The 22,110-nt window shown below is 64.7% G+C and carries 22 protein-coding genes and 1 pseudogene; 4 read left to right on the top strand and 19 right to left on the bottom strand.

Translation table 11 applies throughout. The features are described from left to right. Positions 1-251: 251 nt before the first annotated feature. From FJ949_RS28185 to FJ949_RS28150, 8 genes and pseudogenes are all read right to left on the bottom strand, one after another. Positions 252-611, bottom strand: coding sequence for an MmcQ/YjbR family DNA-binding protein (locus FJ949_RS28185; protein WP_140500941.1), 360 nt, complete (start codon positions 609-611; stop codon positions 252-254). A gap of 61 nt (positions 612-672) precedes the next feature. Next, positions 673-3,279: an ATP-dependent chaperone ClpB gene (clpB, locus tag FJ949_RS28180; RefSeq protein ID WP_140500939.1), complete on the bottom strand. Its 2,607-nt coding sequence runs from the start codon at positions 3,277-3,279 to the stop codon at positions 673-675. A 219-nt stretch (positions 3,280-3,498) separates the two neighbouring features. Continuing rightward, positions 3,499-4,440 (bottom strand): DUF4167 domain-containing protein, encoded by a 942-nt coding sequence (locus FJ949_RS28175; protein WP_140500936.1) that lies wholly within the window; start codon positions 4,438-4,440, stop codon positions 3,499-3,501. Between the two features lie 304 nt (positions 4,441-4,744). After that, positions 4,745-5,617, bottom strand: a complete 873-nt coding sequence (prmC, locus tag FJ949_RS28170) for a peptide chain release factor N(5)-glutamine methyltransferase (protein WP_140500927.1) — start codon at positions 5,615-5,617, stop codon at positions 4,745-4,747. Then, positions 5,610-6,689, bottom strand: coding sequence for a peptide chain release factor 1 (prfA, locus tag FJ949_RS28165; protein ID WP_140500926.1), 1,080 nt, complete (start codon positions 6,687-6,689; stop codon positions 5,610-5,612). Before prfA ends, prmC begins: the two co-directional genes overlap by 8 nt. Before the next feature lie 10 nt (positions 6,690-6,699). Further along, a complete protein-coding gene (gene ptsP, locus FJ949_RS28160; RefSeq protein ID WP_140500925.1) occupies positions 6,700-8,970 on the bottom strand; it encodes a phosphoenolpyruvate--protein phosphotransferase in 2,271 nt (756 codons plus the stop codon). 80 nt (positions 8,971-9,050) lie between these two features. After that, a complete protein-coding gene (locus FJ949_RS28155; RefSeq protein WP_140500924.1) occupies positions 9,051-10,304 on the bottom strand; it encodes an aspartate kinase in 1,254 nt (417 codons plus the stop codon). Between the two features lie 208 nt (positions 10,305-10,512). Then, positions 10,513-11,040 (bottom strand): annotated as a pseudogene (locus tag FJ949_RS28150) (putative glycolipid-binding domain-containing protein); the annotation flags it as partial. Positions 11,041-11,296: 256 nt separating this feature from the next. Between FJ949_RS28150 and ubiG the strand changes: the two are divergent. Next, positions 11,297-12,046 carry a bifunctional 2-polyprenyl-6-hydroxyphenol methylase/3-demethylubiquinol 3-O-methyltransferase UbiG gene (gene ubiG / locus FJ949_RS28145; RefSeq protein WP_140500923.1) on the top strand — a complete coding sequence of 250 codons (750 nt, stop codon included), beginning with the start codon at positions 11,297-11,299 and terminating at the stop codon, positions 12,044-12,046. Positions 12,047-12,052: 6 nt separating this feature from the next. On the opposite strand, the gene FJ949_RS28140 is transcribed toward ubiG, so the two are convergent. Further along, positions 12,053-12,967, bottom strand: coding sequence for a DMT family transporter (locus FJ949_RS28140; RefSeq protein ID WP_140500922.1), 915 nt, complete (start codon positions 12,965-12,967; stop codon positions 12,053-12,055). 98 nt (positions 12,968-13,065) lie between these two features. On the opposite strand from FJ949_RS28140, the gene FJ949_RS28135 reads away from it, so the two are divergent. After that, positions 13,066-13,551, top strand: coding sequence for a MarR family transcriptional regulator (locus FJ949_RS28135; RefSeq protein WP_140500921.1), 486 nt, complete (start codon positions 13,066-13,068; stop codon positions 13,549-13,551). A gap of 4 nt (positions 13,552-13,555) precedes the next feature. Here the strand turns inward: FJ949_RS28135 and FJ949_RS28130 are convergent, their stop codons facing one another. The 4 genes from FJ949_RS28130 to FJ949_RS28115 are packed head-to-tail and all read right to left on the bottom strand — an operon-like array spanning position 13,556 to position 15,946. After that, a complete protein-coding gene (locus FJ949_RS28130) occupies positions 13,556-13,981 on the bottom strand; it encodes a DUF1178 family protein (protein ID WP_140500920.1) in 426 nt (141 codons plus the stop codon). Then, complete coding sequence (locus FJ949_RS28125; RefSeq protein ID WP_140500919.1) at positions 13,978-14,838, bottom strand: carbon-nitrogen hydrolase family protein; 861 nt, start codon at positions 14,836-14,838, stop codon at positions 13,978-13,980. Before FJ949_RS28125 ends, FJ949_RS28130 begins: the two co-directional genes overlap by 4 nt. A gap of 10 nt (positions 14,839-14,848) precedes the next feature. Continuing rightward, positions 14,849-15,118, bottom strand: coding sequence for a glutaredoxin 3 (gene grxC / locus FJ949_RS28120; RefSeq protein ID WP_140500918.1), 270 nt, complete (start codon positions 15,116-15,118; stop codon positions 14,849-14,851). Between the two features lie 27 nt (positions 15,119-15,145). After that, positions 15,146-15,946, bottom strand: a complete 801-nt coding sequence (locus FJ949_RS28115) for a ComF family protein (protein ID WP_140500963.1) — start codon at positions 15,944-15,946, stop codon at positions 15,146-15,148. 66 nt (positions 15,947-16,012) lie between these two features. Here FJ949_RS28115 and FJ949_RS28110 point away from each other — a divergent pair, with 66 nt between their 5' ends. Next, positions 16,013-16,885 carry a methyltransferase domain-containing protein gene (locus FJ949_RS28110; RefSeq protein WP_140500917.1) on the top strand — a complete coding sequence of 291 codons (873 nt, stop codon included), beginning with the start codon at positions 16,013-16,015 and terminating at the stop codon, positions 16,883-16,885. A 27-nt stretch (positions 16,886-16,912) separates the two neighbouring features. On the opposite strand, the gene FJ949_RS28105 is transcribed toward FJ949_RS28110, so the two are convergent. From FJ949_RS28105 to argJ, 5 genes are all read right to left on the bottom strand, one after another. Beyond that, a complete protein-coding gene (locus FJ949_RS28105; protein ID WP_140500916.1) occupies positions 16,913-17,092 on the bottom strand; it encodes a Flp family type IVb pilin in 180 nt (59 codons plus the stop codon). Between the two features lie 109 nt (positions 17,093-17,201). Beyond that, positions 17,202-17,516: a hypothetical protein gene (locus FJ949_RS28100; RefSeq protein ID WP_140500915.1), complete on the bottom strand. Its 315-nt coding sequence runs from the start codon at positions 17,514-17,516 to the stop codon at positions 17,202-17,204. 145 nt (positions 17,517-17,661) lie between these two features. Next, complete coding sequence (locus FJ949_RS28095) at positions 17,662-18,084, bottom strand: (deoxy)nucleoside triphosphate pyrophosphohydrolase (protein WP_140500914.1); 423 nt, start codon at positions 18,082-18,084, stop codon at positions 17,662-17,664. Positions 18,085-18,092: 8 nt separating this feature from the next. Then, positions 18,093-18,845 (bottom strand): GNAT family N-acetyltransferase, encoded by a 753-nt coding sequence (locus FJ949_RS28090; RefSeq protein ID WP_140500961.1) that lies wholly within the window; start codon positions 18,843-18,845, stop codon positions 18,093-18,095. Positions 18,846-18,874: 29 nt separating this feature from the next. Next, positions 18,875-20,116: a bifunctional glutamate N-acetyltransferase/amino-acid acetyltransferase ArgJ gene (gene argJ, locus FJ949_RS28085; RefSeq protein ID WP_140500913.1), complete on the bottom strand. Its 1,242-nt coding sequence runs from the start codon at positions 20,114-20,116 to the stop codon at positions 18,875-18,877. 386 nt (positions 20,117-20,502) lie between these two features. On the opposite strand from argJ, the gene FJ949_RS28080 reads away from it, so the two are divergent. Next, complete coding sequence (locus FJ949_RS28080; protein WP_140500912.1) at positions 20,503-21,102, top strand: TetR/AcrR family transcriptional regulator; 600 nt, start codon at positions 20,503-20,505, stop codon at positions 21,100-21,102. A gap of 64 nt (positions 21,103-21,166) precedes the next feature. On the opposite strand, the gene FJ949_RS28075 is transcribed toward FJ949_RS28080, so the two are convergent. Further along, on the bottom strand, positions 21,167-22,084 hold the full coding sequence (locus FJ949_RS28075) for a peptidylprolyl isomerase (protein ID WP_140500911.1): 918 nt from the start codon (positions 22,082-22,084) through the stop codon (positions 21,167-21,169). Positions 22,085-22,110 lie beyond the last annotated feature (26 nt).

Here is a 22,110-nt window from a genome sequence, read left to right as displayed (position 1 = left end):
GCAAACTCTCCGGTCCGTAATTGCCGTCGCCGGCGGCTTTCGCGCGTAGCGAGTCCTTCGCCAGCGAACCACCGCCCGACCATAAGGTTCCAATATGAACCGGGCATGAAGATGGCGGTTTTCCGGCGCCTCGACGAATATCAGCTAAATGCATATTATCCAAAAGCGGCCCGGTTTGGGGCGAAAGATATGCATAGAACAAAAAGCTAAAGCGCGTCGCCTGAATCCGTCGAGCGTGACGCGCTTTAGCCTCAGGCAAGTCCCAGTTCCTTTCGCGCCTGCTTCGTCAACTTCAGGGCGACAAGACGATGGCTCTCGCGCAGGTAATCCTTCAGCGCGCCATCATCCATGCTCTGGCTTGTCTGGCGCTGGATCCATTTCATGCCGCGCGAGGCAAGATAGGGTGCGGGCCGCAAGCCCGGCTGCTCCTTCAGCACATCATAGGCAATGTCGGAGCATTTGAAGGTGATGAAAGGATCGCGGCCCTCGCTCCAGCCGCCGATGGCAAAGACCTTGGCGCCGACCTTCCAGACATGGGCGCCGCCCCACTGGACGACATGCGATGTGGCGGGCAGCGAGGCGCAGAAGCCGTTATAGTCGTCCAGCGTCATGCGTGCTCCTGCCGAAAGACGCGGAAAAGCCGCGCGCCCGTCCTGGGCGCGCGGCGTTCAATCAGGCTGCCGCTTCGGTCGCGACGACCGTCGGCTTCGAACGGAAATTCAACCGGTCGGAGCCAGCGGTCACCTTGACGGTCGAGCCGTCGAGGATCTCGCCGAGCAGGATCTTCTCAGCCAGCGGATCCTGCAGGTCTTTCTGCATCACCCGCTTTAACGGCCGCGCGCCATAGGCAGGGTCGTAACCCTTGGATGCCAGCCAGTCGATCGCCTCCTGGTCCAGCGACAGCGTGATCTTGCGGTCGACCAGCAGGTTTTCCAGCCGCTTGAGCTGGATTTCGACGATGCGGCCCATATCCTGCCGGCGCAGCCGATGGAACAGGATCACCTCGTCGACGCGGTTGAGGAACTCCGGCCGGAACGACGCCTTGACGACGTTCATCACTTCGTCGCGAACCTGGTCGACATCCTGGTCCTCGCCGAGATTGACCAGGTATTCGGCGCCGAGGTTCGACGTCATGATGATCAGCGTGTTGCGGAAGTCGACCGTGCGGCCCTGCCCATCGGTGAGCCGGCCGTCGTCGAGCACCTGCAGGAGCACGTTGAACACGTCGGGATGCGCTTTCTCGATCTCGTCGAACAGCACGACCTGATAGGGCCGGCGCCGCACCGCTTCGGTCAGCGCGCCGCCTTCCTCATAACCGACATAGCCGGGAGGCGCGCCGATCAATCGGGCAACCGAATGCTTCTCCATGAACTCCGACATGTCGATGCGCACCATCGCGCTCTCGTCGTCGAACAGGAAGTTCGCCAGCGCCTTGGTCAGTTCGGTCTTGCCAACGCCGGTCGGGCCGAGGAACATGAACGAGCCGATCGGCCGGTTCGGATCCTGCAGGCCGGCGCGAGCGCGCCGCACTGCCTTGGAAACCGCTTGCACCGCCTCGCCCTGGCCGACGACGCGCTTGCCGATCTCGTCTTCCATGCGCAACAGCTTGTCGCGCTCGCCTTCCAGCATCTTGTCGACCGGAATTCCGGTCCAGCGCGAGACGATGTGGGCGACATGATCGGGCGTGACCACTTCCTCGACCATGCCAGCCTTGCCGTCCTGGGCCTCGGCTTCCTTCAGCTTCTTTTCCAGTTCCGGGATCTTGCCATAGGCAAGCTCGCCGGCGCGCTGGAACTCGCCCTTGCGCTGGGCGATGGCCAGTTCGTTGCGCGCCTCGTCAAGTTGCTTCTTGAGATCGGCGGCGAGCCCGAGCTTCTGCTTCTCTGCCTGCCATTTCGAGGTCATCTCGGTCGATTCCTCCTCAAGGCTAGCGAGGTCCTTCTCGAGCCGGGCAAGCCTGTCCTTCGAAGCCTCGTCCTTCTCGACCTTCAGCGCTTCGCGCTCGATCTTGAGCTGCATGATGCGGCGGTCGATCTCGTCCAGCGCTTCGGGCTTGGAGTCGACCTGCATGCGAAGCCTCGAAGCGGCTTCGTCGACGAGGTCGATCGCCTTGTCCGGCAGGAACCGGTCGGCGATGTAGCGGTTGGACAGCGTCGCCGCCGCGACCAGCGCCGAATCGGAAATGCGCACCTTGTGGTGCTGTTCGTATTTCTCCTTCAGGCCGCGCAGGATGGAGACCGTGTCCTCCACCGTCGGCTCCTCGACGAAGACCGGCTGGAAGCGGCGGGCGAGTGCGGCATCCTTCTCCACATGCTTGCGGTATTCGTCGAGCGTGGTGGCGCCGACGCAGTGCAGTTCGCCGCGCGCCAGCGCCGGCTTCAGAAGGTTGGACGCATCCATGGCGCCGTCCGCCTTGCCGGCGCCGACCAGGGTGTGCATCTCGTCGATGAACAGGATGATCCCGCCGGCAGCGGCAGTGACCTCGGAAAGCACGGCCTTCAGCCGCTCCTCGAACTCACCGCGATATTTGGCGCCGGCGATCAGCGCGCCCATGTCGAGCGCCATCAGCTGCTTGTCCTTCAGCGATTCCGGCACGTCGCCATTGACGATACGCAGCGCCAGGCCTTCTGCAATCGCCGTCTTGCCGACGCCCGGCTCGCCGATCAGCACCGGATTGTTCTTGGTGCGGCGCGACAGCACCTGGATGGTGCGGCGGATCTCGTCGTCGCGGCCGATGACCGGATCGAGCTTGCCGGCGCGGGCATCGGCGGTGAGATCGCGCGCGTATTTCTTCAGCGCGTCATAGCCCTGTTCGGCATTCGCCGAATCGGCGGTGCGGCCCTTGCGGACATCGTTGATCACCTGGTTGAGCGCCTGCGCGGTAACGCCGGCCTTGGCCAGTATGTCTGATGTCTTGGCCGATTTCTCGACTGCAAGCGCCGTCAGCAGCCTTTCGACCGTGACGAAGCTGTCGCCGGCCTTCTTGGCCAGTTCCTCGGCCGTCGAAAACACCTTGGCCAACGGCTGTGCCAGATAGAGCTGGCCGTTGCCGCCCTCCACCTTGGGCATCGCTTCGAGTGCCGTCTCGATGCCGAGCTTGACGTCGCGGACGCTGCCGCCGGCGCGCTCGATGAGCGACGCAGCCAGACCCTCGTCGTCATCGACGAGCACTTTCAGGATATGTTCGGGGGTGAATTGCTGGTGGTTGCGCGAGAGCGCCATGGTTTGCGCGGATTGGATGAAGCCGCGCACGCGCTCCGAGTATTTCTCGAGATTCATACCTGTCTCCTTCCATCACCGGCCCGCTTTGCGGCACCGGATCAGTTTGCGGTGACGGACCCGCCCGTGAGAGCCGGATCCAGTTGAGGCTGATATGGTGCGCAACCCGCGAACCCTCAAGACGTCTCGATGGCTGCGAAAGCATAATATTCCACGGCCGCGCAAAACGAAAACGGCGGAGATTTCTCTCCGCCGTTCAATGCATGGAAGCGTCGCCGCTCAGTTGTCGATGTCGGCGACCGCGGTGTCGGCGTTGCCATTGTCCGTCGGCGCCGCGACCACCTCGCCAGCGTCGGCATTGTCGTTGCCGCTGGTGATCTGGTCGGCATTGCCGCGCGGGCGGCGCGGACGCCTCGGACGACGGCTGGGACTAGTCTCCGCGGCCGTCTCATTGAGTTCGGCCTGGGCTGCGAGCCCGGCCGGCGACAGGTTCTCGAACAGCGGCGCCGCCTGCTCGACCGGCGCGGCGGATTCGGCTGGCGTGACGGCCTCGGCCTGTTCGGCCGTCTCGTTGCGCTGCTGCTGGGCACCCTGCTCGGCGGACGAACCATAATCGCCGCGCTGGCTGTTCTGGCCATAGCCGCCATTGGGGCGGCGATCGCGATGGCGTCCGCCATTATTGTCGCGGCCGCCACTGTTGCGCCCGCCATTATTATCACGATCGCGATTATCACGATCGCGGCCGTTTTCCCGGTTCAGCGCGACTTCGGCCGGCATGCCTTCGATAACCGGCTGCGGACCCGCGCCGTGGTTGATCACCGGAACCGGCGCATCCGCAACGTTGTTGCCGGCGTTGCCGACATTGTCGAACTCGTCGCGATCCTCATCGCCATCATCGTCGAATTCGTCGCGATTCTGCTGGACGTTCTGGATCGGCATCTGCGCCTGCGCGGCGGCAATGATGCGATTATAGTGCTCGGCGTGCTGGAGATAGTTCTCCGCCATCACCCGGTCGCCGGAGCTTTGCGCATCACGGGCAAGGGTGGCGTACTTTTCAGCGATCTGCTGAGCAGACCCACGGATCTTCACGTCCGGGCCGTTGCTCTCGTAGTTGCGCGTCAGGGGATTTGGCCCCTTGCGGTTGTTGTTATTGTTGTTGTTGCCGCCGCCGCCATTGTTGTTGCGACCGCGCATGCGCCTGTTCTGCTGTTGTGGCCTCATTCGACTCTCTTCATATTGAAATTTTCGAAAACTCTTCACGAACGGTGGCGCTCATGCAGCCAGCCGTTTCGTTTCTTCACCGGCGTTCGCCCGCATCAATTGCGTTGGCGCCACGTGCCATCCTGTTCCGGTTACATCACTTGCCGGACGATTCCCGCACGAAGCTTGGGCGTCGTTTGCGCAAGAAGGCAGCTATTTCCAAGGAAAACCGAATCGCTAAGAGCACTGCCTGCTTCGTCTCATCCGGTTAACGCGACCCTAGCCGCATTCCCCGGCATTGCCAAGCGGTTTTTTTCGCACTGCGTCAAGGCTTTCCCCGTTGAAAGACAAGAACCCTGTCGTTTCCGCCGAGGTCGCCGAACGCACCAGCGACCGCATAGCCGGACGAGCGAAATATAGCGGTGACCTCGATGTGCTGTGTGTAGCCGATCTCGACCGCAATCCTGCTTCCGGCTTCTAGAAACTTAGCCGCCTCAGCGGCGATGACCCTGTAAGGGGCCAACCCATCCGCGCCGCCATCCAGGGCCAGGCGCGGGTCGAAATCCCGGACTTCATCCTGCAGATTTCCGATGTCCTCCGATCGTATATAGGGAGGGTTTGCGACAATTACATGGTATCGACCAGAAACTTTTTCAAACCAGTCGGACAGCAGCGCCGTGAACCGGTCGCCAAGCCCCAATTGCGCGGCATTGCGCGTTGCCGTCCTCAACGCCCCTTCCGAGAAGTCGACCCCGGTGGCAATCGCTGCCGGCACGGCGCTGAGCAGCGCCAGCGCGATGGCTCCGCTGCCGGTTCCCAGATCGAGGATGCGGCACTCGCCCTCGCGCATGACGGTTGCCCTGACAAAGGGCAGTATGGCCTCGACCAGCGTTTCGGTGTCGGGCCGCGGCTCCAGCGTTTCCGGCGACAGCGACAGCCGCAACCCGTAGAACTCCCGATAGCCCAGGATGCGGTGCACGGGCTCGCCGCCCGCGCGGCGCCTCAAGGCGCGGTCGATCTGGACAAGAGCGGCGGCATCGACCGCATGTTCGGGATCGGCAATGGCCTGCGTGCGGGTCGTACCTGAAAAGTGCTCCACGATCAGTCTTGCATCGAGCGCCGGATTATCGACCGCCGCCAAGCGCGCTCGCGCTGCCCGCAGCAGCGGCCCCAGCGCCTGGGGCAAAGGATCAGCCATCAAGACCGATATCGGCGAGCAGCTTCGACTGGTGATCGGCGATCAGAGCGTCGATGACTTCGTCGAGTTCGCCCATCATCACCCGGTCGAGCTTGTAGAGCGTCAGGTTGATGCGATGATCGGTGACGCGGCCTTGCGGAAAATTGTAGGTGCGGATGCGTTCCGAGCGGTCGCCGGAGCCGACCTGCGACTTGCGCGATTCCGAGCGCTCCTCATCGGCCTTGCTGCGTTCCAGGTCGTAGAGCCGGGCCCGCAGGATCTGCATGGCCTTGGCCCGGTTCTGGTGCTGCGATTTCTCCGCCTGCACCACCATGATGCCGGTCGGCAAATGGGTGATGCGCACTGCCGAATCGGTGGTGTTGACGTGCTGGCCGCCCGAGCCCGACGCGCGCATCGTGTCGATGCGGATGTCTTCGGCCCGGATGTCGATGTCGACTTCCTCCGCCTCCGGCAGCACGGCTACCGTCGCCGCCGAGGTGTGAATGCGTCCGCTGGCCTCGGTCGCGGGCACGCGCTGCACCCGGTGGACGCCGGACTCGAATTTCAGATGCGCGAAAACCCCCTTGCCGGAAACCGTGGCGATGATTTCCTTATAGCCGCCGGCATCGCCCTCGCTGGCCGATACCGTCTCGAACCGCCAGCCGCGCGAAGCGGCATAGCGCTCATACATGCGAAACAGGTCGCCGGCGAACAATGCTGCCTCGTCGCCGCCGGTGCCGGCGCGGATTTCCAGGATGGCGTTCTTGTCGTCGGCCGCATCCCTGGGCAAGAGCAGGATCTGGATGTCCTTCTGCAACGCTTCGATGCGCTCATCGACCTCTGGCAGGTCGGCCTCGGCGAGCGCCCGCATCTCGGCATCGGTGCCCTTGTCGGCGAGCATCGCCTCGAGATCGGCCTGCTCCTGCTCGGCCGAGCGCAAGGCTCTGACCTTGGCAACCATCTCCTGGAGCTCGGCATATTCCGATGCCATCTTAACATAGGCATCCGGCGCCGGGCCGGCCGACATCTGCGCTTCGAGCATTTCGAAACGCTTGACGACTTGATCCATGCGGTCGCGGGGAAGGGAGATCATTGCAAAGGTGCTATAACGGAATTGAGCGGTCGTCGGCAAAGGCCTGCAGCAGCGCCCGCATCGGCAGCCCCTGGGCCGGCGCCATCAGATTGTCGTCGAAGAACGCTTTCAACGCCTCCAGCGGCAATTCGGTCAGCATCGCCTTGACCGGACCGATCGAAGCGGGCGACATCGAGATAGAACGGAAACCAAGGCCGACCAGCGCCATTGCCGAGATCGGCTTGCCGGCGAGTTCGCCGCAGAGTGTGACGGGCGTGTGGTTGCGGGCACCGGCATCGGCGATGGTCTTGAGCACCCGCAGGAACGGCGTCGACAACGTGTCGAAGCGATCGGAAAGCTGCGTGTTGCCGCGGTCGACCGCCATCACGAACTGGAACAGGTCGTTCGAGCCGACCGAGACGAAGTCGACCGCCTTCATCAACTCGTCAAGCTGGAACAGGAGGGACGGCACCTCCAACATTGCCCCGAGCTTGAGGCTGGTCGGCAAATGATGGGCAAAGCGCGACAGATGCCGCACCTCGCGGTCGATGATTTCGCGCGCCTGGGCGATCTCGCCGAGCTCGGTGACCATCGGCAGCATCAGCTTGAGCTCCCGCCCGCCGCAGGCTTTCAGCAGGGCGCGGATCTGGGTGCGCAGCAATCCCGGACGGTCCAGCGTCAGGCGGATCGCCCGCCAGCCGAGCGCCGGGTTCTCTTCCTGGATGGCGCCTTTGAAATAGGGCAGCACCTTGTCGCCGCCGATGTCGATGGTGCGGAAGGTCACCGGCTTGCCGCGCGCGGCATCGAGCACGTCGCGGTAGAGCCGCTCCTGCGCCTCGGCACGGGGAAAGGTCGAGGCGACCATGAACTGCAATTCGGTGCGGAACAGGCCGATCCCGGCGGCACCCGACTCGGCCAGTTGCGGCAGGTCGACGGCAAGCCCGGCATTCATCAAAAGGTCGACCGCAATGCCATCCTTGGTCACCGACGGCTTCTTGCGCAGTTCGCGGTAGACTTCCTGCCGGCGCGCCCGGAACCGCACCTTTTCGGCATAGGCGGCTTCGAGATCCGACTGCGGACGAAGATGAATCGCGCCTTCCTCACCGTCGACGATGATGGCATCGCCGTTTTCCGCCATGGAAACGGCGCCCTTCATCTGCCCGGCGACGGGAATGCCCATGGCGCGCGCGACGATGACGACGTGGCTGGTGGCGGCGCCATCCTCGAGCACCAGTCCGCGCAATTTGTCCCGGGGGTAGTCGAGCAGTTCGGCGGCGCCCATCGAGCGGGCGACAATGATGGCATCCTTCGGCAGCGAGGCCGCGACATCGTCAGGCCCGCGTCCCATCAGCTGGCGCAGAAGCCGGTTGGCGAGGTCGTCGAAATCGCTCATCCGCTCGCGCAGATAAGGATCGGTCATGTGCAGCATGCGCGCGCGCATGTCGCTCTGCACCTTTTCGACCGCAGCTTCCGCCGTCAGGCCGTTGCGGATCGCCTCTTCCAGCCGCCGGACCCAGCCGCGGTCGTTGGCGAACATGCGGTAGGCTTCCAGCACCTGGCGATGCTCGCCCTCGAAGGCGACGTCGCGGCGCTCGAGCATGTCGTCGATGGAAAGCCTGAGCGAGCCGAGCGATGCCTCGAGCCGGCGGACTTCCTCTTCGCTGTCCTCGTTGAACAGGTTGGTGACGACGATGCGCGGTTCGTGCAGCACGACATGGCCGAGCCCGACGCCCTCGTTGAACGACAGGCCGGTGAAGCTGACCGGGCGGCGCAGGTCGAGCTCGAGGCCGGGCCGCGTCAGCCGCGCCAGATCGCCGGTGGCGATCATCTCGGCGATGACCATGGCGGTGGTTTCCAGCGCCTCGACCTCGTCGTCGCGATAGTGGCGCATGGTCTTGTTCTGCACCACCAGCACGCCCAGCGTGCGCCCTGCCCTGAGCACCGGCACGCCGAGGAAGGAATTGTAGATCTCTTCCCCGGTTTCCGGCAGGTAGGCGAAGGCCGGATGTTCCTGCGCATTGGACAGGTTGAGCGGCCGCGCGCTGGCGGCAATCGTGCCGACCAGACCTTGCCCCAGCCTGAGCTGCGCCAGGTGCACCGCGTTCGGGTTCAGGCCTTCGGTGGCGTAGAGTTCGAGCACGGAATCGGCGCGCAGCACATAGAGCGAGCACACTTCGGCGACCATGTTGGAGGCGATGTCGCGCACGATGCGGTCGAGCCGCTCCTGCGGCTCCAGCGGCTCCTGCATGAGCTCGCGGAGCCGTTTCAGCAGAACGCGCGGGCCACTGGCCGGGTCACGCATCGCGGCTTCTTCTCCAATAGGCTTCTTGCCGGCGCAGTTTCGGCCGCCGCCGGCACGCACGCAACAACTGATTCAGTCTGCTACTGCTTATCCAGACCGTAGACGGAATGCAAAGTGCGAACCGCGAGTTCCGTGTAAGGACCGTCGATCAGTATCGAAATCTTGATCTCGGAGGTGGTGATGGCGCGGATGTTGATCGCCTTGTCGGCCAGCGCCTTGAAGGCGGTGGCGGCAACGCCGGCATGGCTTCTCATGCCGATGCCGATGACCGAGACCTTCGACATGCCGGCTTCCGACTGCACGACGTCGTAGCCGACATCGGCCTTCAGCCGGTCGAGCACGGCCAGCGCTTTGTCCACGTCTCCGGAGGGCACCGTGAAGGTCATGTCGGTAAGCTTGCCGTCCTCGGAAATGTTCTGGACGATCATGTCTACGTTGATGTTGGCCTCGGCCAGCGGCCCGAAGATGCCGGCGGCAACGCCCGGCCGGTCGCCGACACGGCGCAGCGAAATCTGCGCCTCGTCCTTGGCATAGGCAATTCCGGTGACGACCTGCTGTTCCACGATCTCTTCCTCGTCGCAAATAAGCGTTCCGGGCGGATTGAGCAAATCCCCCATTCCGGGCGCGTCGGGATCGTCGAAGGACGACCGCACGAAGGTACGCACCCTGTGCACCATGGCAAGCTCGACCGAACGCACCTGCAGAACCTTGGCGCCGAGCGAGGCCATTTCAAGCATTTCCTCGAACGATATCTTGGCCAGCCGCCGCGCCTTCGGCTCGATGCGCGGATCGGTGGTGTAGACGCCGTCGACGTCGGTATAGATGTCGCAGCGGTCGGCTTTGACGGAGGCCGCGATCGCCACCGCGCTGGTGTCGGAGCCGCCACGACCAAGCGTTGCGATGCGGTTGTCCGGTCCGATGCCCTGGAAACCTGCGATGACGGCCACCTGGCCCTCGCCGAAGCGTTTGACCAGGAAAGCGCCGTCGATGTCGAGGATGCGTGCCGCGCCATGCGCGTTGTCGGTCTTGATCGGGATCTGCCAGCCCTGCCAGGAGCGGGCGTGCACGCCCATGTTCTGCAAGGTGATCGCCAGGAGGCCTGCCGTCACCTGCTCGCCGGACGCGACGACGGCATCATATTCGCGCGCGTCGTGCATCGGCGAGGCCTCGCGCGTCCAGCCGACCAGTTCGTTGGTCTTGCCGGCCATCGCCGAGACCACCACCGCCACCTCGTGACCGGCATCGACCTCCCGTTTTACGTGACGCGCCACATTGCGGATGCGGGCGATGTCGGCGACGGAGGTTCCGCCGAATTTCATCACGATGCGCGCCATGGAAGCGAAATGCCTTTGACTGAAGCCGGCTCTGCGCCGAAAAACCGAGGAAAGCGCCCGGCTGGCGCCGGCCGCTGAATGCGCGGCCTCCTTAGCCAAAACATCCAGGCTTCGCAAGCGACGGCTCATAAGAAGAGCGCCGCGCGGGCTGAACGGTAACTTCATTTTGCGCAGGGCCCAACCGGCAAGGCTCACACGGCGACGGGCGTCAGCCCAGGCGCACGATGCTTTTCCACAAATGTGGATAGTCGAGCACGAAGCCGAGTGGAGAGACCTCCAGAACCGCCTCATAGCCGAATGCCGGCGCGGCATAGGCGTAGCGGGCCGCGTCGAGGCGCCGATAGGTCTGCTCGAGCCGCATCATTCTGAGCTCGGGAAAGGCCAGATAGGCGGCCGGTGCCGGCGTCGCCTCGCCGACGGCGAGCGCGAACCGGCGGATCGCCAGGAGGTTCGAAGCCGGCGTGAAGCCGAGATCGACGTCGATCAGGCCGGCCACCTCCGGCTGCGGCTCGCCATTCAGCGCCCAGGAGCCGTCGGCGCGGCGTTCGATCCCCAGGGAAAGCTCTTGCGGGCCGAGAAAGCCCTCGACCCGTGCCGAGCGCGTGTGCCAGCCGGCATCGCAATCCACCTCGTAGGCGATGCAACACGGCCTGTCGTCTTGCAGGAAGATGGCCTGCCCCTTCAGGCGGTGCCCGCCGGGCCGCTGCGAGAGCATGCAGGAATCGTGACCTTCAAAGTCGAGCCTGCGCTAAAGGATCGATGCGGTCTGAGCCACGGCCATCTCCTTTTTTCAACACGATCTTCCCTTTTTCGCACACCGCCGCGATTTTGTTTCGGCCGAGATGCCCTGAGCTGACACGTCCTGACAGAGCGCCGCCGGCAATGCAGGGCGCTTGTCGGCGGTGCCGGCCTCGCACTGTCAGCAGGCGAAAATGCAGCCTTGACTTTCCCTCCCCCACGCCCGACTTGCTAGCGTCCGAGGAGACCAATCGATGCCAGAGCCCCGACGATCGACGATCGATGCCGGAGAAGTGGAGCGCTTTTCCGCCCTTGCCGCCGAATGGTGGAACCCAAACGGCAAGTTCCGGCCGCTGCACAAGTTCAACCCCATCCGGCTTGCCTACATACGCGACCAGGTGGCAACGCGCTTCGGCCGCGATCCGCGCGCGGCACGGCCATTCGAGGGCCTGCGCTTTCTCGACATCGGTTGCGGCGGCGGCCTGCTGTGCGAGCCGATGGCGCGGCTTGGCGCCGAAGTGGTCGGCGCCGATGCTTCCGCCACTAATATCGAAGTGGCCAAATTGCACGCCGCCGAAGTCGGCGTGCCGATCGACTACCGCGCCACCACGGCCGAGGACCTGGCCGACGCCGGCGAAAAATTCGACGTTATCCTCAATATGGAAGTGGTCGAGCATGTCGCCGACATCGACCTGTTCGTCGCCAAATGCGGCGAGATGGTCAAGCCCGGCGGCATCATGTTCGTGGCCACGATCAACCGCACGCTGAAGGCGCTAGGGCTGGCCATCATCGGCGCCGAATATGTGCTGCGCTGGCTGCCGCGCGGCACTCATCAGTTCGGCAAGCTGGTGCGCCCGGAAGAGCTGGAAAAGGCGCTCGGCGGCGCCGGCCTGACCGTCATCGACCGCACCGGCGTCGTCTACCACCCGCTCGCCGACCGCTGGCAGCGGTCGAAAGACATGGACGTCAACTACATGGTGCTGGCGGAAAAGGGCACGGTCTGAACCGGCTCACACCGCCTGACTCTGCGCCCTCGCGCTGGTCCCGCTTTGCGCCTTGGTGGTGATGAACACGCCGGCCGTGATGATGACAGCGCCTGCCCAGGTCAGCAGCTGATAGTGCTCGCCGAGGAAGATCGTGCCCGCGAACAGCCCGACGGCCGCCGCCACATAGCCGATCTGGCTGAGATAGACCGGGCCGCCCACCGCCTGCAGCCGGAAGAAGAAGGCAAACATTGCCGAAGCCGACGCCATCTGCGCGACGACCACAGGCGGTACCGCGCCCAGCGGAACAAACGCTTGCCAGCCGAAAAGCGTCAGGATGCCGAGGAGAAGCAAGGTCGCCGACGCCAGATGGCTGCCCACGGCAAGCTCGATCGGGCCGGTTCCTTCGGGCCAGTCGACGGTGCGGTAGATGTTGCCCGCGGCAAGGCTGACCGGGATCAACAACCCGATCGTTACCCAGAAATAATCGGCCGGTTGGCCAGCTTCGCCGCGTGTAAGCGCGACCATGACCGCACCGATGAAGCCGACCGCAATGCCGATGACGCCGAGCAGGTTGGGGCGCCGAACGCCAAGCAAGATCGAGAACACGAGCGTGATCACCGGCGATAGCGTGAACATGATGCCCGTATATCCCGCGCCGAGATGCGGGATGGCCGAAAACATCAAGAGGTTGGGAAAGGCATAGGACACCGCCGCCGTGACGAAGAAATAGCGCAGCTTGCGCGCCGTAAGCTTGATGCGCTCGCCACGCAGCAGGAGAGCCAGCAACAGCACGCCGCCGGCACCGAGCGAGATGACGAAGGCCCAGACCATGGCCGGAACGCCGGCGGCGGTCGCAAGCTTGCCGAACGGCAGCGTCAGGCCAAGCAGGGCGCCCGTCACGACCAGCAGGCCAAGCGCCGAATCCCAGAGAAATTTCATCTGATGGTCCTCGTCATCGTCGCCGGCACTTGGCCGCCACTTCATTTTCCGATAAGATAACGAAAAGATTCTTAACGTCAAGATACATGGCAGAATAGATGGACAGGGCGGCAAAGGCGATCGAACAATGGAACAGGGAGAGGCCGGACCTTGACGTCTCGCCGATGGGCGTGATCGGGCGGTTGAATGAAGCATCCTCGCTGATTGCCCGCGAGCGCCTCGCGCCGTTGTTTGCGCGCTATGGATTGCAGGCCGGCGAATTCGACGTGCTGGCCACGTTGCGCCGCTCGGGCGCGCCCTACGCGCTGACCCCGACCGCCCTTTACGAGGCGACGATGGTGACCTCGGGCGCCATGACCAACCGGCTCGACCGGCTCGAAACCTCAGGGTTGATCGTGCGTGGTCCGCATCCCAACGACCGGCGCGGCATCGTCGTGCGGCTGACTGAAAAAGGCCTCGCTTTGATCGACGAGGCCATTGCTGCCCACGTCGCCAACGAGCACGAGATTCTTTCCGGCCTGACGCAAGCCGAACGGGAAACGCTTTCGCGCCTGCTTGAAAAATTGATCGGCAGCGTAAGCTGACCGCTCAGTTCCGATCCTCCGGAAACACCGGGATCGGCATGAACTCGACGCCGTCCTCGGCCAGGCTCTTGGCCTCCTCCAGCGTCGCCTCGCCATAGATGCCGCGCGGGTCGGTCTCGCCGAAATGGATCTTGCGCGCTTCCTCGGCGAATTTGTCGCCGACGTAATCGGCATTCTCGCGAACCTTCTCGGCCATTGCCTTCAGTTGCGCCAGCGCCTGCTTCTGCGCCTCGCCCATGGCGAGCGCTATCGTTTCCTGCTTGCGCGCCGTCGACACGGCCGGCGCCATCAGGGCTTTCTCCACCTTGTGCGAGCCGCAGCTCGGGCAATCGACGAAGCCACGCTTCTTTTGCGTGTCGAAATCGTCATTGCTGCGGAACCAGCCCTCGAACTCGTGCTCGTTTTCGCAGATCAGGGAGAAGCGGATCAAGAGGCCGCTCCCCTGAGACGCGATGTCTCGGACGAACCGGCATTGACAGCGAAATCCCGCGCATTTTTCAGATTGGGGATCTTCTTGCGCGCCGCCAGCGACTGCGCCGGGTCGATCTCGGCGACGATCACCGCCGGCTCATTGTGCGCCGCCTCCGCGATGACGCGGCCCCACGGATCGACGATCAGCGAATGGCCATAGGTTTCGCGGCCGTCCTCGTGAAGGCCGCCTTGCGCAGCGGCCACGACATAGGCGCCGTTCTCGATGGCGCGGGCCCTGAGCAGCACGTGCCAATGCGCCTCGCCGGTTTGGCGGGTGAAGGCGGCGGGCACGGAAAGCAGGTCGGCGCCGGCTAGCGCCTCGGCGCGGAACAGTTGCGGAAACCGCAGGTCATAACAGACGGCAAAGCCCAGCTTGGCGCCTTCGATGGTCGTGACGACCGCCTCCGTGCCGGGCTCGTAGGTCGCGGATTCGCGCCAGCTCTCGCCATTGTCGAGATCGACGTCGAACATATGGATCTTGTCATAGGAGGCGAGCGTGGCGCCGTCCGGGCCGAACAGCAGCGCCCGGTTGGCGAGCTTGCCGTCGGCGCGCAGGATGGCGGTCGAGCCGATATGCAGGTGGACGCCAAGTTCGCGGGCCAGTCGGCGGGCGGTCCCGACGATGATGTCCTTGTCCTCTGAGGTGAAAGACGCGGCCTTCTTGTCACGCACCAGCGCTCCGGTCATTTCCGGTGTCTGGATGTAGGTGGCCCCCTGGCCGGCTGCCTCGCGCACCAGGCGCTCGAGCTCGATTGCGTTGCGCTCTGGCCTCTCCCCCGAACGCATCTGGATCGCGGCCGCCTTGAAAACACCCATCGTCATATCCTCAATTCGTCGAGCCATTGGCGAGCAACTTGTCCAGTCGGCCTTGCGCCTCCAGCTCGTGGAGGTCGTCGCAGCCGCCGACATGCGTGTCGCCGACGAAAATCTGCGGAAAGGTTGTGCGGCCATGGGCGCGCGAAATCATCTCCTGGCGCAGTTCCGGTGAAAACGACGCGTCATGCTCCGTATAGGCGATGCCCTTGCGCTCGAGCAGCCGCTTGGCGGCCGTGCAGTAGCCGCACATCATGCGTGTATAGATGGTGACGTCGACCATGACGAATTTCCACTGTTTGTTGCCGACTTATATAGTCGTGGACTCGTCGGCCCGAAAGTCCCCCGGCAGCACGCGTGCGAAGGTCAGCACATCGACGGCGCCGGCCCCTGCTTTTTTCAGCGCCTTGCTGGCGGCGCGAACCGTGGCACCCGTGGTGTAGACGTCGTCGATCAAAAGCACGCGGCGGCCGGCGATCTCGATTTCCGCTTCGGCAGGCACGCGAAAGGCGGCCCGCACATTCTCCTCGCGGTCCTTGCGCTCCAGCCCGACCTGCTGGCGCGTGAGCTTGACACGCCGCATGGCCGAGGGTGCGAAAGACAGGCCGCTGAGCTCGCAGACCGCCCTCGCCAATTCCGCCGACTGGTTGAACCGCCGCCTGAAGAAGCGGCGCCAGTGCAGCGGCACCGGCACCACCACATCCGCCTCGGCAATGAGGTCGGCGCCCGCGCGCAGCATCCAGCGCGCCATCCACGGCGCCAGGTCGGTGCGATCCTGGTACTTCAGCCCCTGCACCATCTGGCGGGCGACGCCGGAATACGCGACGGCCGCCCGCGCCCGCTCGAAGGGCGGCGGATCGGCGATCGCCTCGGCGGACAGAAAGCCCTCGCCCATATGGTGGGTGAACGGCGTGCCCATCACCGGGCACCAGGGCCGCTCCAGGAGGCGCAACTTCGGCCAGCAGGCGCCGCACAGAACGCCGGGCTGCGAGACATGCCTGCGGCAGCCGGCGCAGACAGGCGGGAACAGGATGCGCGCCGGCCAGTTCGCCGCCGACCGTGCAAGGTTCCTGATGTCCAGAGGCTTGATCTTGGGCATGGGATCGGCCACGTGGTGGGTGCTGTGCGCCACTATATCAACTCCATCGGGGAATGGACAAACAAAGGATCTGCCCGTTTGCTGCCGATAATGGACACCTCACTGTGGCTGGCGCACAAGCGGCGCGCGCTCGATCATCCGGTCGGCGGCGCGGACTTCCTGATGCGGCGCAGTGCCGACGATCTTGCCGACCGGCTGGGTGCCGTGGAGCGCAGGTTTAGCAAGGCAGCGGTGCTGTTTTGCCAGACGTCGGCCGCAGCCGACATCCTCGCCGCGAGCGGCAAGGTGGCGGACATCGTCCGTGTCGAGGCGGATGCGGCTTTCCTGGGCGATTCCGCCGGCATGGTCGCGCCGCTGGAAACCGTGCCCTTCGAGCCGCAAAGCCTCGACCTGGCGGTGTCGCTTCTTTCGTTGCAGGCCATGAACGACATTCCCGGCATGCTGGTGCAGATCCGCCGTGCGCTGCGTCCGGACGGGCTTTTCCTCGGCGCCTTCGCCGGCGCCGGCACGCTCGGCGAATTGCGTGAAAGCCTGCTGGCGGCCGAGACCGAGCTTCACGGCGGCGCCAGCCCGCGCGTCATTCCGTTCACCGACGTTCGCGACGCGGGAGCGCTGCTGCAGCGCGCCGGCCTCGCTCTGCCGGTCGCCGATGTCGAGACGGTGACGGTGCGCTATGACAGTCTTTTCAACCTGATGGCCGATTTGCGCGCCATGGGCGAAACCAGCGCGCTTGCCGATCGCAGCCGGCGGCCGGGCACACGCCAGCTGTTCGCCCGCGCCGCGCAAATCTACGCCGAGCGGTTTTCGGATCCCGACGGCCGCATCCGCGCAAGCTTTTCGATGGTCTGGATGTCCGGCTGGGCGCCCGATGCATCGCAGCAAAAGCCGCTCAAGCCGGGTTCGGCCAAGATCTCGCTGAAGACTGTGTTGGAGCAGCCCAAGGGGCAATGACAGTGTCCGCGGACGCGGACAGCCAGATCAGGGTGCGAAAGCGTTGGCAAGCCTGCTGCCATTGTCGCTGAACAGCCAGGTGATCGCGTTGAAGACCTGGCTGATGCCGCCGACGATCGTCAGCGACAGTACGGCGACGATCAAGCCGTATTCGACGGCCGTGGCGCCCTTTTCATCGTTCAGGAAACGCAGCAGCACTGTTTTCATCACGTCGATCCCTCTTGCCGGAACCATACCGCCGACCTGTTAAGAAAGGTTAACGGCACAGGCTTAATAGGCGATGAAACCGCCGCCTCTGAAAATGTCTTGGACCCGATCAGCAGTCGCCGCTGGTCCGGCCGTCGGATCGGATGATGCAGACCGAATCGGGCTGCGGCTGAAGCACGCTGCGGCGCACCGTATAGGTATCGCGACGAGTGATCGAACCAGTGGCAGTCATGTCGAGACCGCTGGCAAAATTCCGAGCCGATTGCGAGCGCGTCTGGCTCTCGAGGAAGGGCGTTGCGATCAGGGCCAGCGCCACCGCGGCCGACCCGAACAGCAGCGTGACGCGCAGCACGCCCATGCCCGCATCCGCGGCGCGAAAACTGCGGTCGGGCCGGATCGAATCCCAATCCCTGTCTAGGCTCATGCTGTCGCTCCCCAGAAAATCGCCGGCACGGCCGCGACGAGGCAGCCTTGCATCAATTTTTCATGATGAGATAAATCTTCCATTAATGCTGGTTTATGCGCCCCGCAGCTCCGCTCAGCCACAGGCCGCTAGCGGTTCTGTTCGCCTACAGGAGGTCGATCAGGAACGGGATCAGCGGAGCGTCGGCCGGCGGCATCGGGTAGTCGCGCATCTGCCTGGGCCGCACCCATTTCAGCGCCTGCCCCTCCTTCGGCTGGGCGATGCCGCGAAAGCGGCGGCAGATGAAAAGCGGCATCAAAAGATGGAAATCGTCGTAGCTATGACTGGCGAAGGTGAGCGGTGCCAGGCACGGGATCTCGGTCTCGATGCCGATCTCCTCATAGAGCTCGCGGATAAGGCATTGCTCCGGCGTCTCGCCGGGCTCGACCTTGCCGCCGGGAAACTCCCAGAGCCCGGCAAGCTGCTTGCCCTCGGGCCGCTGCGCCAGGAGCACGCGCCCGTCGGCGTCGACCAGGGCGCAGGCGGCGACCAGGAGCAGGCGCTTGCCGGCGATCGTCACATCATTCATGCCCGATTTCACCCATGAACAGGCGGCCGGCGGTAGTGGTAGCGATAGACCTCGTCGAAGCCGAGAGAATGATAGAGCGCCAGCGCCGGCACATTGCCGGCCTCGACCTGCAGCCAGGCTTCCCGCGCGCCGCGCAGCCGCGCCCATTTCAGCGCCGACAGGATCAGGTTGCGGCCGTGGCCCTTGTTGCGTGCCGACTTGTCGGTGGCGACCTCGAACAGGCCGGCGAGATCGCCGTCATGGACGCAGATCAGCGTCGCCAGTGGTTCCGCTCCAGCCTCGAGCGCGAACAGCCCGGCCTCGGGCTGGATGGCGCCGATGATCTCCGACAGGCCTGGCCGCAGCGACGCGTCCGAGCCGCTGACCTTGAGCGACGCGCCGATGAAGCGGCTGATGTCCTTCAACGGGATCTGGTCCATGGCGGCGTCGAGTTGCGCATCCGCCAGCGGCAGCCGCATCACCAGCGATTCGTCGAACCGACTCCAACCCTCGCGGTCGAGATGGCTGGCCAGATCCGGCCCCGATAACGGCGACATGCGGAAGGTCAGCGGACGGCCATAGGCATCGAAACGGCGGCTGGCGCGGCCGATGCGGTCGGCGATGTGCTGGGTGTCGCCGGGATCGAGCGGATTGACCGAATTCAGCCGCTTGGCCGGATGTCCGGCCGTCAGCCGCACCACCCAGGTGCCGTCATAATGGACTGCCGCCGCGGGCCAGGCGCGGAACCCGGCCGCCTCATAGCGGCGCACTGTCGCCAGCATGCTGGCCGGATGTTTGGAAACCAAGTCCGTCAGCTCCGGTAGTCGCCATTGATGGCGACGTATTCCTTGGTGAGGTCGCAGGTCCACACCGTCGCCTTGCCGCGGCCGATGCCTATATCGGCGCGGATGCGGATGTCGTCGCGCTTCATATACGCCGAGGTCGCTTCCTCCGAATAGGCCGGATCGCGCTCGCCCTCATGCGCCAGCCTGTTGTCGCCGAACCAGATCGACAGGCGGTCGCGGTCAGCCGGCTCGCCGGCCTTGCCGACGGCCATGACGACGCGGCCCCAATTGGCGTCCTCGCCGGCGACCGCGGTCTTGACCAGCGGCGAATTGGCGATCGAGAGCGCGATGCGCTTGGCCGAGCGCGCCGATTTCGCGCCGGTAACGGTGACTTCGACCTGCTTGCGGGCGCCCTCACCGTCGCGCACCACTTGCAGCGCCAGCGACTTCAGCACTTTGCCGAGCGCACGGCGGAACGCCCCCAGACGGGCATCCTTGGGATCGGTTATCTCCGGCGCGCCGCGTTTGGCGGCCTTTCCGGTGGCGAAGAGCAGCAGCGTGTCGCTGGTCGAGGTGTCGCTGTCGACGGTCACCGCGTTGAAGGTCTTGGCCGTGCCGCGCGACAGCAGATCCTGCAGCACGGGGGCGGCGATCGGCGCATCGGTGGCGACGAAGGACAGCATCGTGGCCATGTCGGGTGCGATCATGCCGGCGCCCTTGGAAATACCGTTGATGGTGACATCGGTCTCGCCGAGCTTGACGGTCTGCGTCGCCACCTTCGGATAAGTGTCCGTGGTCATGATGGCCTTGGCCGCCTCGGTCCACAGGTCGGGCTTGCCGTTGCTGACCAGACCAGCCAGCAGGTGGCTGAACTTGGTTGTGTCAAGCGGCTCGCCGATGACGCCGGTCGAGGCCAGGAACACCTCGCCTGGCGTGCAGCCGGCAGCCTTGGCTGCCGCTTCGCCCGTCAGCGCGGTGGAGTCCCGGCCCTTCTTGCCGGTGAAGGCATTGGCGTTGCCGGAATTGACGACGAGCACCCGGGCCTTGCCCGCGGCAAGGTTCTGCCGGCAGAAATCGACTGGCGCCGAGGGGCATTTCGACTTTGTGAACACGCCGGCGACCGCCGTGCCGGGCTCGAAGACCATGGCCAGGAGATCGGTGCGGTTCTTGTATTTTATCCCCGCTTCGGCGGTGGCGATGCGCACCCCCTCGATCTCAGGCATCTTGGGGTATTTCTTCGGCGCGAGCGGCGAAATCGTCGTGGACATGGAACCTCGGACGGGAAAAATCGGCGGAGAAACGCCGGTTTGCCCGATACGGCGCGCCCGCGCAAGGCGTTTTGGTGGCGGCGTGAGAACCGGAATTGGCCTTGACCGGTTCGCAGCCGGCTCCGTTGCAGTTCGCTGGCACCGCCCTGCCCAGGTTGCGATCTCTCCCGAGGGCAGCTTCTGACCCTGGCCCTGGTATTTCTGGGAGCCGTTGCGACTCGGCGCGGGAGCGCGGGCAGAGTTGGTCAGCACCGATGGCGGCCTGCGCATCGTGCGGGGGGACATGGCAGGCAAAATGTCTCCTGCGTCAGCCGCCAAGAACGGGCCGTTTCGTTCCATCGTCGGATCACTTATATTGCCGGCCTAACCGACGCGAGGGCGACAGGATGGCCGAAGAGGCGGATACGACGCGTAAATCCATTGGTGCGCGGCGCAATCCCGACAGCGCGGAAGCCATTCTCGATGCCGCCGAGGCGGTGTTGGTCGAGGCCGGCTATGCCGGCTTCTCGATCGAGGCCGTGGCGCGGCGGGCGCGTGCCGGCAAGCCGACCATCTATCGCTGGTGGCCGAGCAAGGCCTCGCTGCTGCTGGAGGTCTACCAGCGCCAGAAACACGTCGATGTTCCCGATACGGGAAGACTGGAAGAGGATCTCGTCGGCTTCCTCAAGAACCTGTTCGCGCACTGGCGCGAGACGTCGTCGGGCAGCGTGTTCAGGTCGCTGATCGCCGAGGCGCAGTCGGACGAAACGGCGGCCACGGCCCTTGCCGGCTATACCGGCGGGCGCCGGGCCCACACCGGCCAGATCATCGAGCGCGCCAAGGCAAGGGGCGAGGTCGCGGCCGATGTCGATCCGGCTGTGGCCGCCGACCTGGTGGCCTCCTATGCGTGGCGGCAGCTCCTGACCAACCGGCTCGACGAAGACGAGGCGACGATACGCAAGGTGGTCCGCTATCTCCTGCGAGGCATAGAGGGGCCCGACGGCTGAACTGACGCAAAAAAGGGCGCGGCGCCCTTTGGCCACCGCGCCCCTTTTTCGAGACCGTTCTGGTTTACTTGGCGCTTTCCAGCGTATCGACGGCCTTCTTCAAATTGGCGTCGGGAATTTCGACCTTGGCATCGGCGCGCAGCGACTTGACCAGCGCGAAATACTTGTCGCGGATGACCGCCTGCTTGGCCTGGTCCTTGACGTCGTCGAAGGCCGGCGGCTGCTTGGTGCGCTTGTCCTCGAGCTTGATCACATGCCAGCCGAACTGCGACTGCACCGGCTGCTCGGTGTATTTGCCGACCTCGAGCGCGAAAGCGGCCTTGTCGAATTCCGGCACCATCTGGCCAGGTCCGAACCAGCCGAGATCGCCGCCACTGGTCTTGCCGCTCGGATCCGAGGTGTGCTCGTTGGCGAGCTTCTGGAAATCGGCGCCGCCGTCGAGTTGCTTGATAATCGCCTCGGCCTCTTCCTTCGTCTTCACGAGGATGTGACGGGCATGCACCTCGTTGACCGGCGGCGTGTTGGCGATCTCCTGGTCGTAGCGGGCGCGGATCTCGGCGTCGGTGACCTTGTCGACGACGCCCTTCTCGACCATCTCGCCATGCAGCGCGCGCTGCTGCAGGAAGGCCATGCGGCGCTGGAAATCGGGATCCTTGTCAAGACCGGTCGAGACGGCCTGGGCGGCCATGACGCGGATCTCGATTGCGGCCGAAAGCGCCGCGGCGCGGCGTTGCTCTGCCGGGAGTTGCGCGAACTGCTGCGACAGCTCGCCTTCGGCAAGCACGAGATCTGCTTCGGTGAGGGGTTGGCCGTTGACGGTGGCAACCACTGTATTCGGATCGACCGGTGCGGCCGGTGCCGCTGGTGGTGCCGGCTGGGCTGGTGCGGTTTCCTGCGCCATCAGCGGCGACAGGCAAAGAGCCGACAGGCCGACGGCCAGGCCGAGGCTGGCGAGCGACGCACGGCGGAACAACAAGGACATTAAGATGACTCCGATGAGGATGTGAA

Origin of the sequence: Mesorhizobium sp. B2-4-1 (assembly GCF_006442185.1) — a bacterium.
Classification (GTDB): domain Bacteria; phylum Pseudomonadota; class Alphaproteobacteria; order Rhizobiales; family Rhizobiaceae; genus Mesorhizobium.
Note: the sequence above shows the minus strand (reverse complement) of the source record. Positions and strands in the feature narration are given on the sequence as shown.

Excerpts from the sequence above, each read along its gene's own strand:
- ptsP (WP_140500925.1), bottom strand. The coding sequence starts at position 8,970 with ATGCGTGACCCGGCCAGTGGCCCGCGCGTTCTGCTGAAACGGCTCCGC.
- FJ949_RS28090 (WP_140500961.1), bottom strand. The coding sequence starts at position 18,845 with ATGCTGGCGACAGTGCGCCGCTATGAGGCGGCCGGGTTCCGCGCCTGG.
- FJ949_RS28125 (WP_140500919.1), bottom strand. The coding sequence starts at position 14,838 with ATGGGTGTTTTCAAGGCGGCCGCGATCCAGATGCGTTCGGGGGAGAGG.
- FJ949_RS28105 (WP_140500916.1), bottom strand. The coding sequence starts at position 17,092 with ATGAAAACAGTGCTGCTGCGTTTCCTGAACGATGAAAAGGGCGCCACG.
- argJ (WP_140500913.1), bottom strand. The coding sequence starts at position 20,116 with ATGTCCACGACGATTTCGCCGCTCGCGCCGAAGAAATACCCCAAGATG.
- grxC (WP_140500918.1), bottom strand. The coding sequence starts at position 15,118 with ATGGTCGACGTCACCATCTATACACGCATGATGTGCGGCTACTGCACG.
- FJ949_RS28155 (WP_140500924.1), bottom strand. The coding sequence starts at position 10,304 with ATGGCGCGCATCGTGATGAAATTCGGCGGAACCTCCGTCGCCGACATC.
- FJ949_RS28175 (WP_140500936.1), bottom strand. The coding sequence starts at position 4,440 with ATGAGGCCACAACAGCAGAACAGGCGCATGCGCGGTCGCAACAACAAT.
- FJ949_RS28100 (WP_140500915.1), bottom strand. The coding sequence starts at position 17,516 with ATGAGCCTAGACAGGGATTGGGATTCGATCCGGCCCGACCGCAGTTTT.
- FJ949_RS28080 (WP_140500912.1), top strand. The coding sequence starts at position 20,503 with ATGGCCGAAGAGGCGGATACGACGCGTAAATCCATTGGTGCGCGGCGC.
- FJ949_RS28095 (WP_140500914.1), bottom strand. The coding sequence starts at position 18,084 with ATGAATGATGTGACGATCGCCGGCAAGCGCCTGCTCCTGGTCGCCGCC.
- FJ949_RS28140 (WP_140500922.1), bottom strand. The coding sequence starts at position 12,967 with ATGAAATTTCTCTGGGATTCGGCGCTTGGCCTGCTGGTCGTGACGGGC.
- ubiG (WP_140500923.1), top strand. The coding sequence starts at position 11,297 with ATGCCAGAGCCCCGACGATCGACGATCGATGCCGGAGAAGTGGAGCGC.
- FJ949_RS28135 (WP_140500921.1), top strand. The coding sequence starts at position 13,066 with ATGGACAGGGCGGCAAAGGCGATCGAACAATGGAACAGGGAGAGGCCG.
- FJ949_RS28075 (WP_140500911.1), bottom strand. The coding sequence starts at position 22,084 with ATGTCCTTGTTGTTCCGCCGTGCGTCGCTCGCCAGCCTCGGCCTGGCC.
- prmC (WP_140500927.1), bottom strand. The coding sequence starts at position 5,617 with ATGGCTGATCCTTTGCCCCAGGCGCTGGGGCCGCTGCTGCGGGCAGCG.
- FJ949_RS28185 (WP_140500941.1), bottom strand. The coding sequence starts at position 611 with ATGACGCTGGACGACTATAACGGCTTCTGCGCCTCGCTGCCCGCCACA.
- clpB (WP_140500939.1), bottom strand. The coding sequence starts at position 3,279 with ATGAATCTCGAGAAATACTCGGAGCGCGTGCGCGGCTTCATCCAATCC.
- prfA (WP_140500926.1), bottom strand. The coding sequence starts at position 6,689 with ATGATCTCCCTTCCCCGCGACCGCATGGATCAAGTCGTCAAGCGTTTC.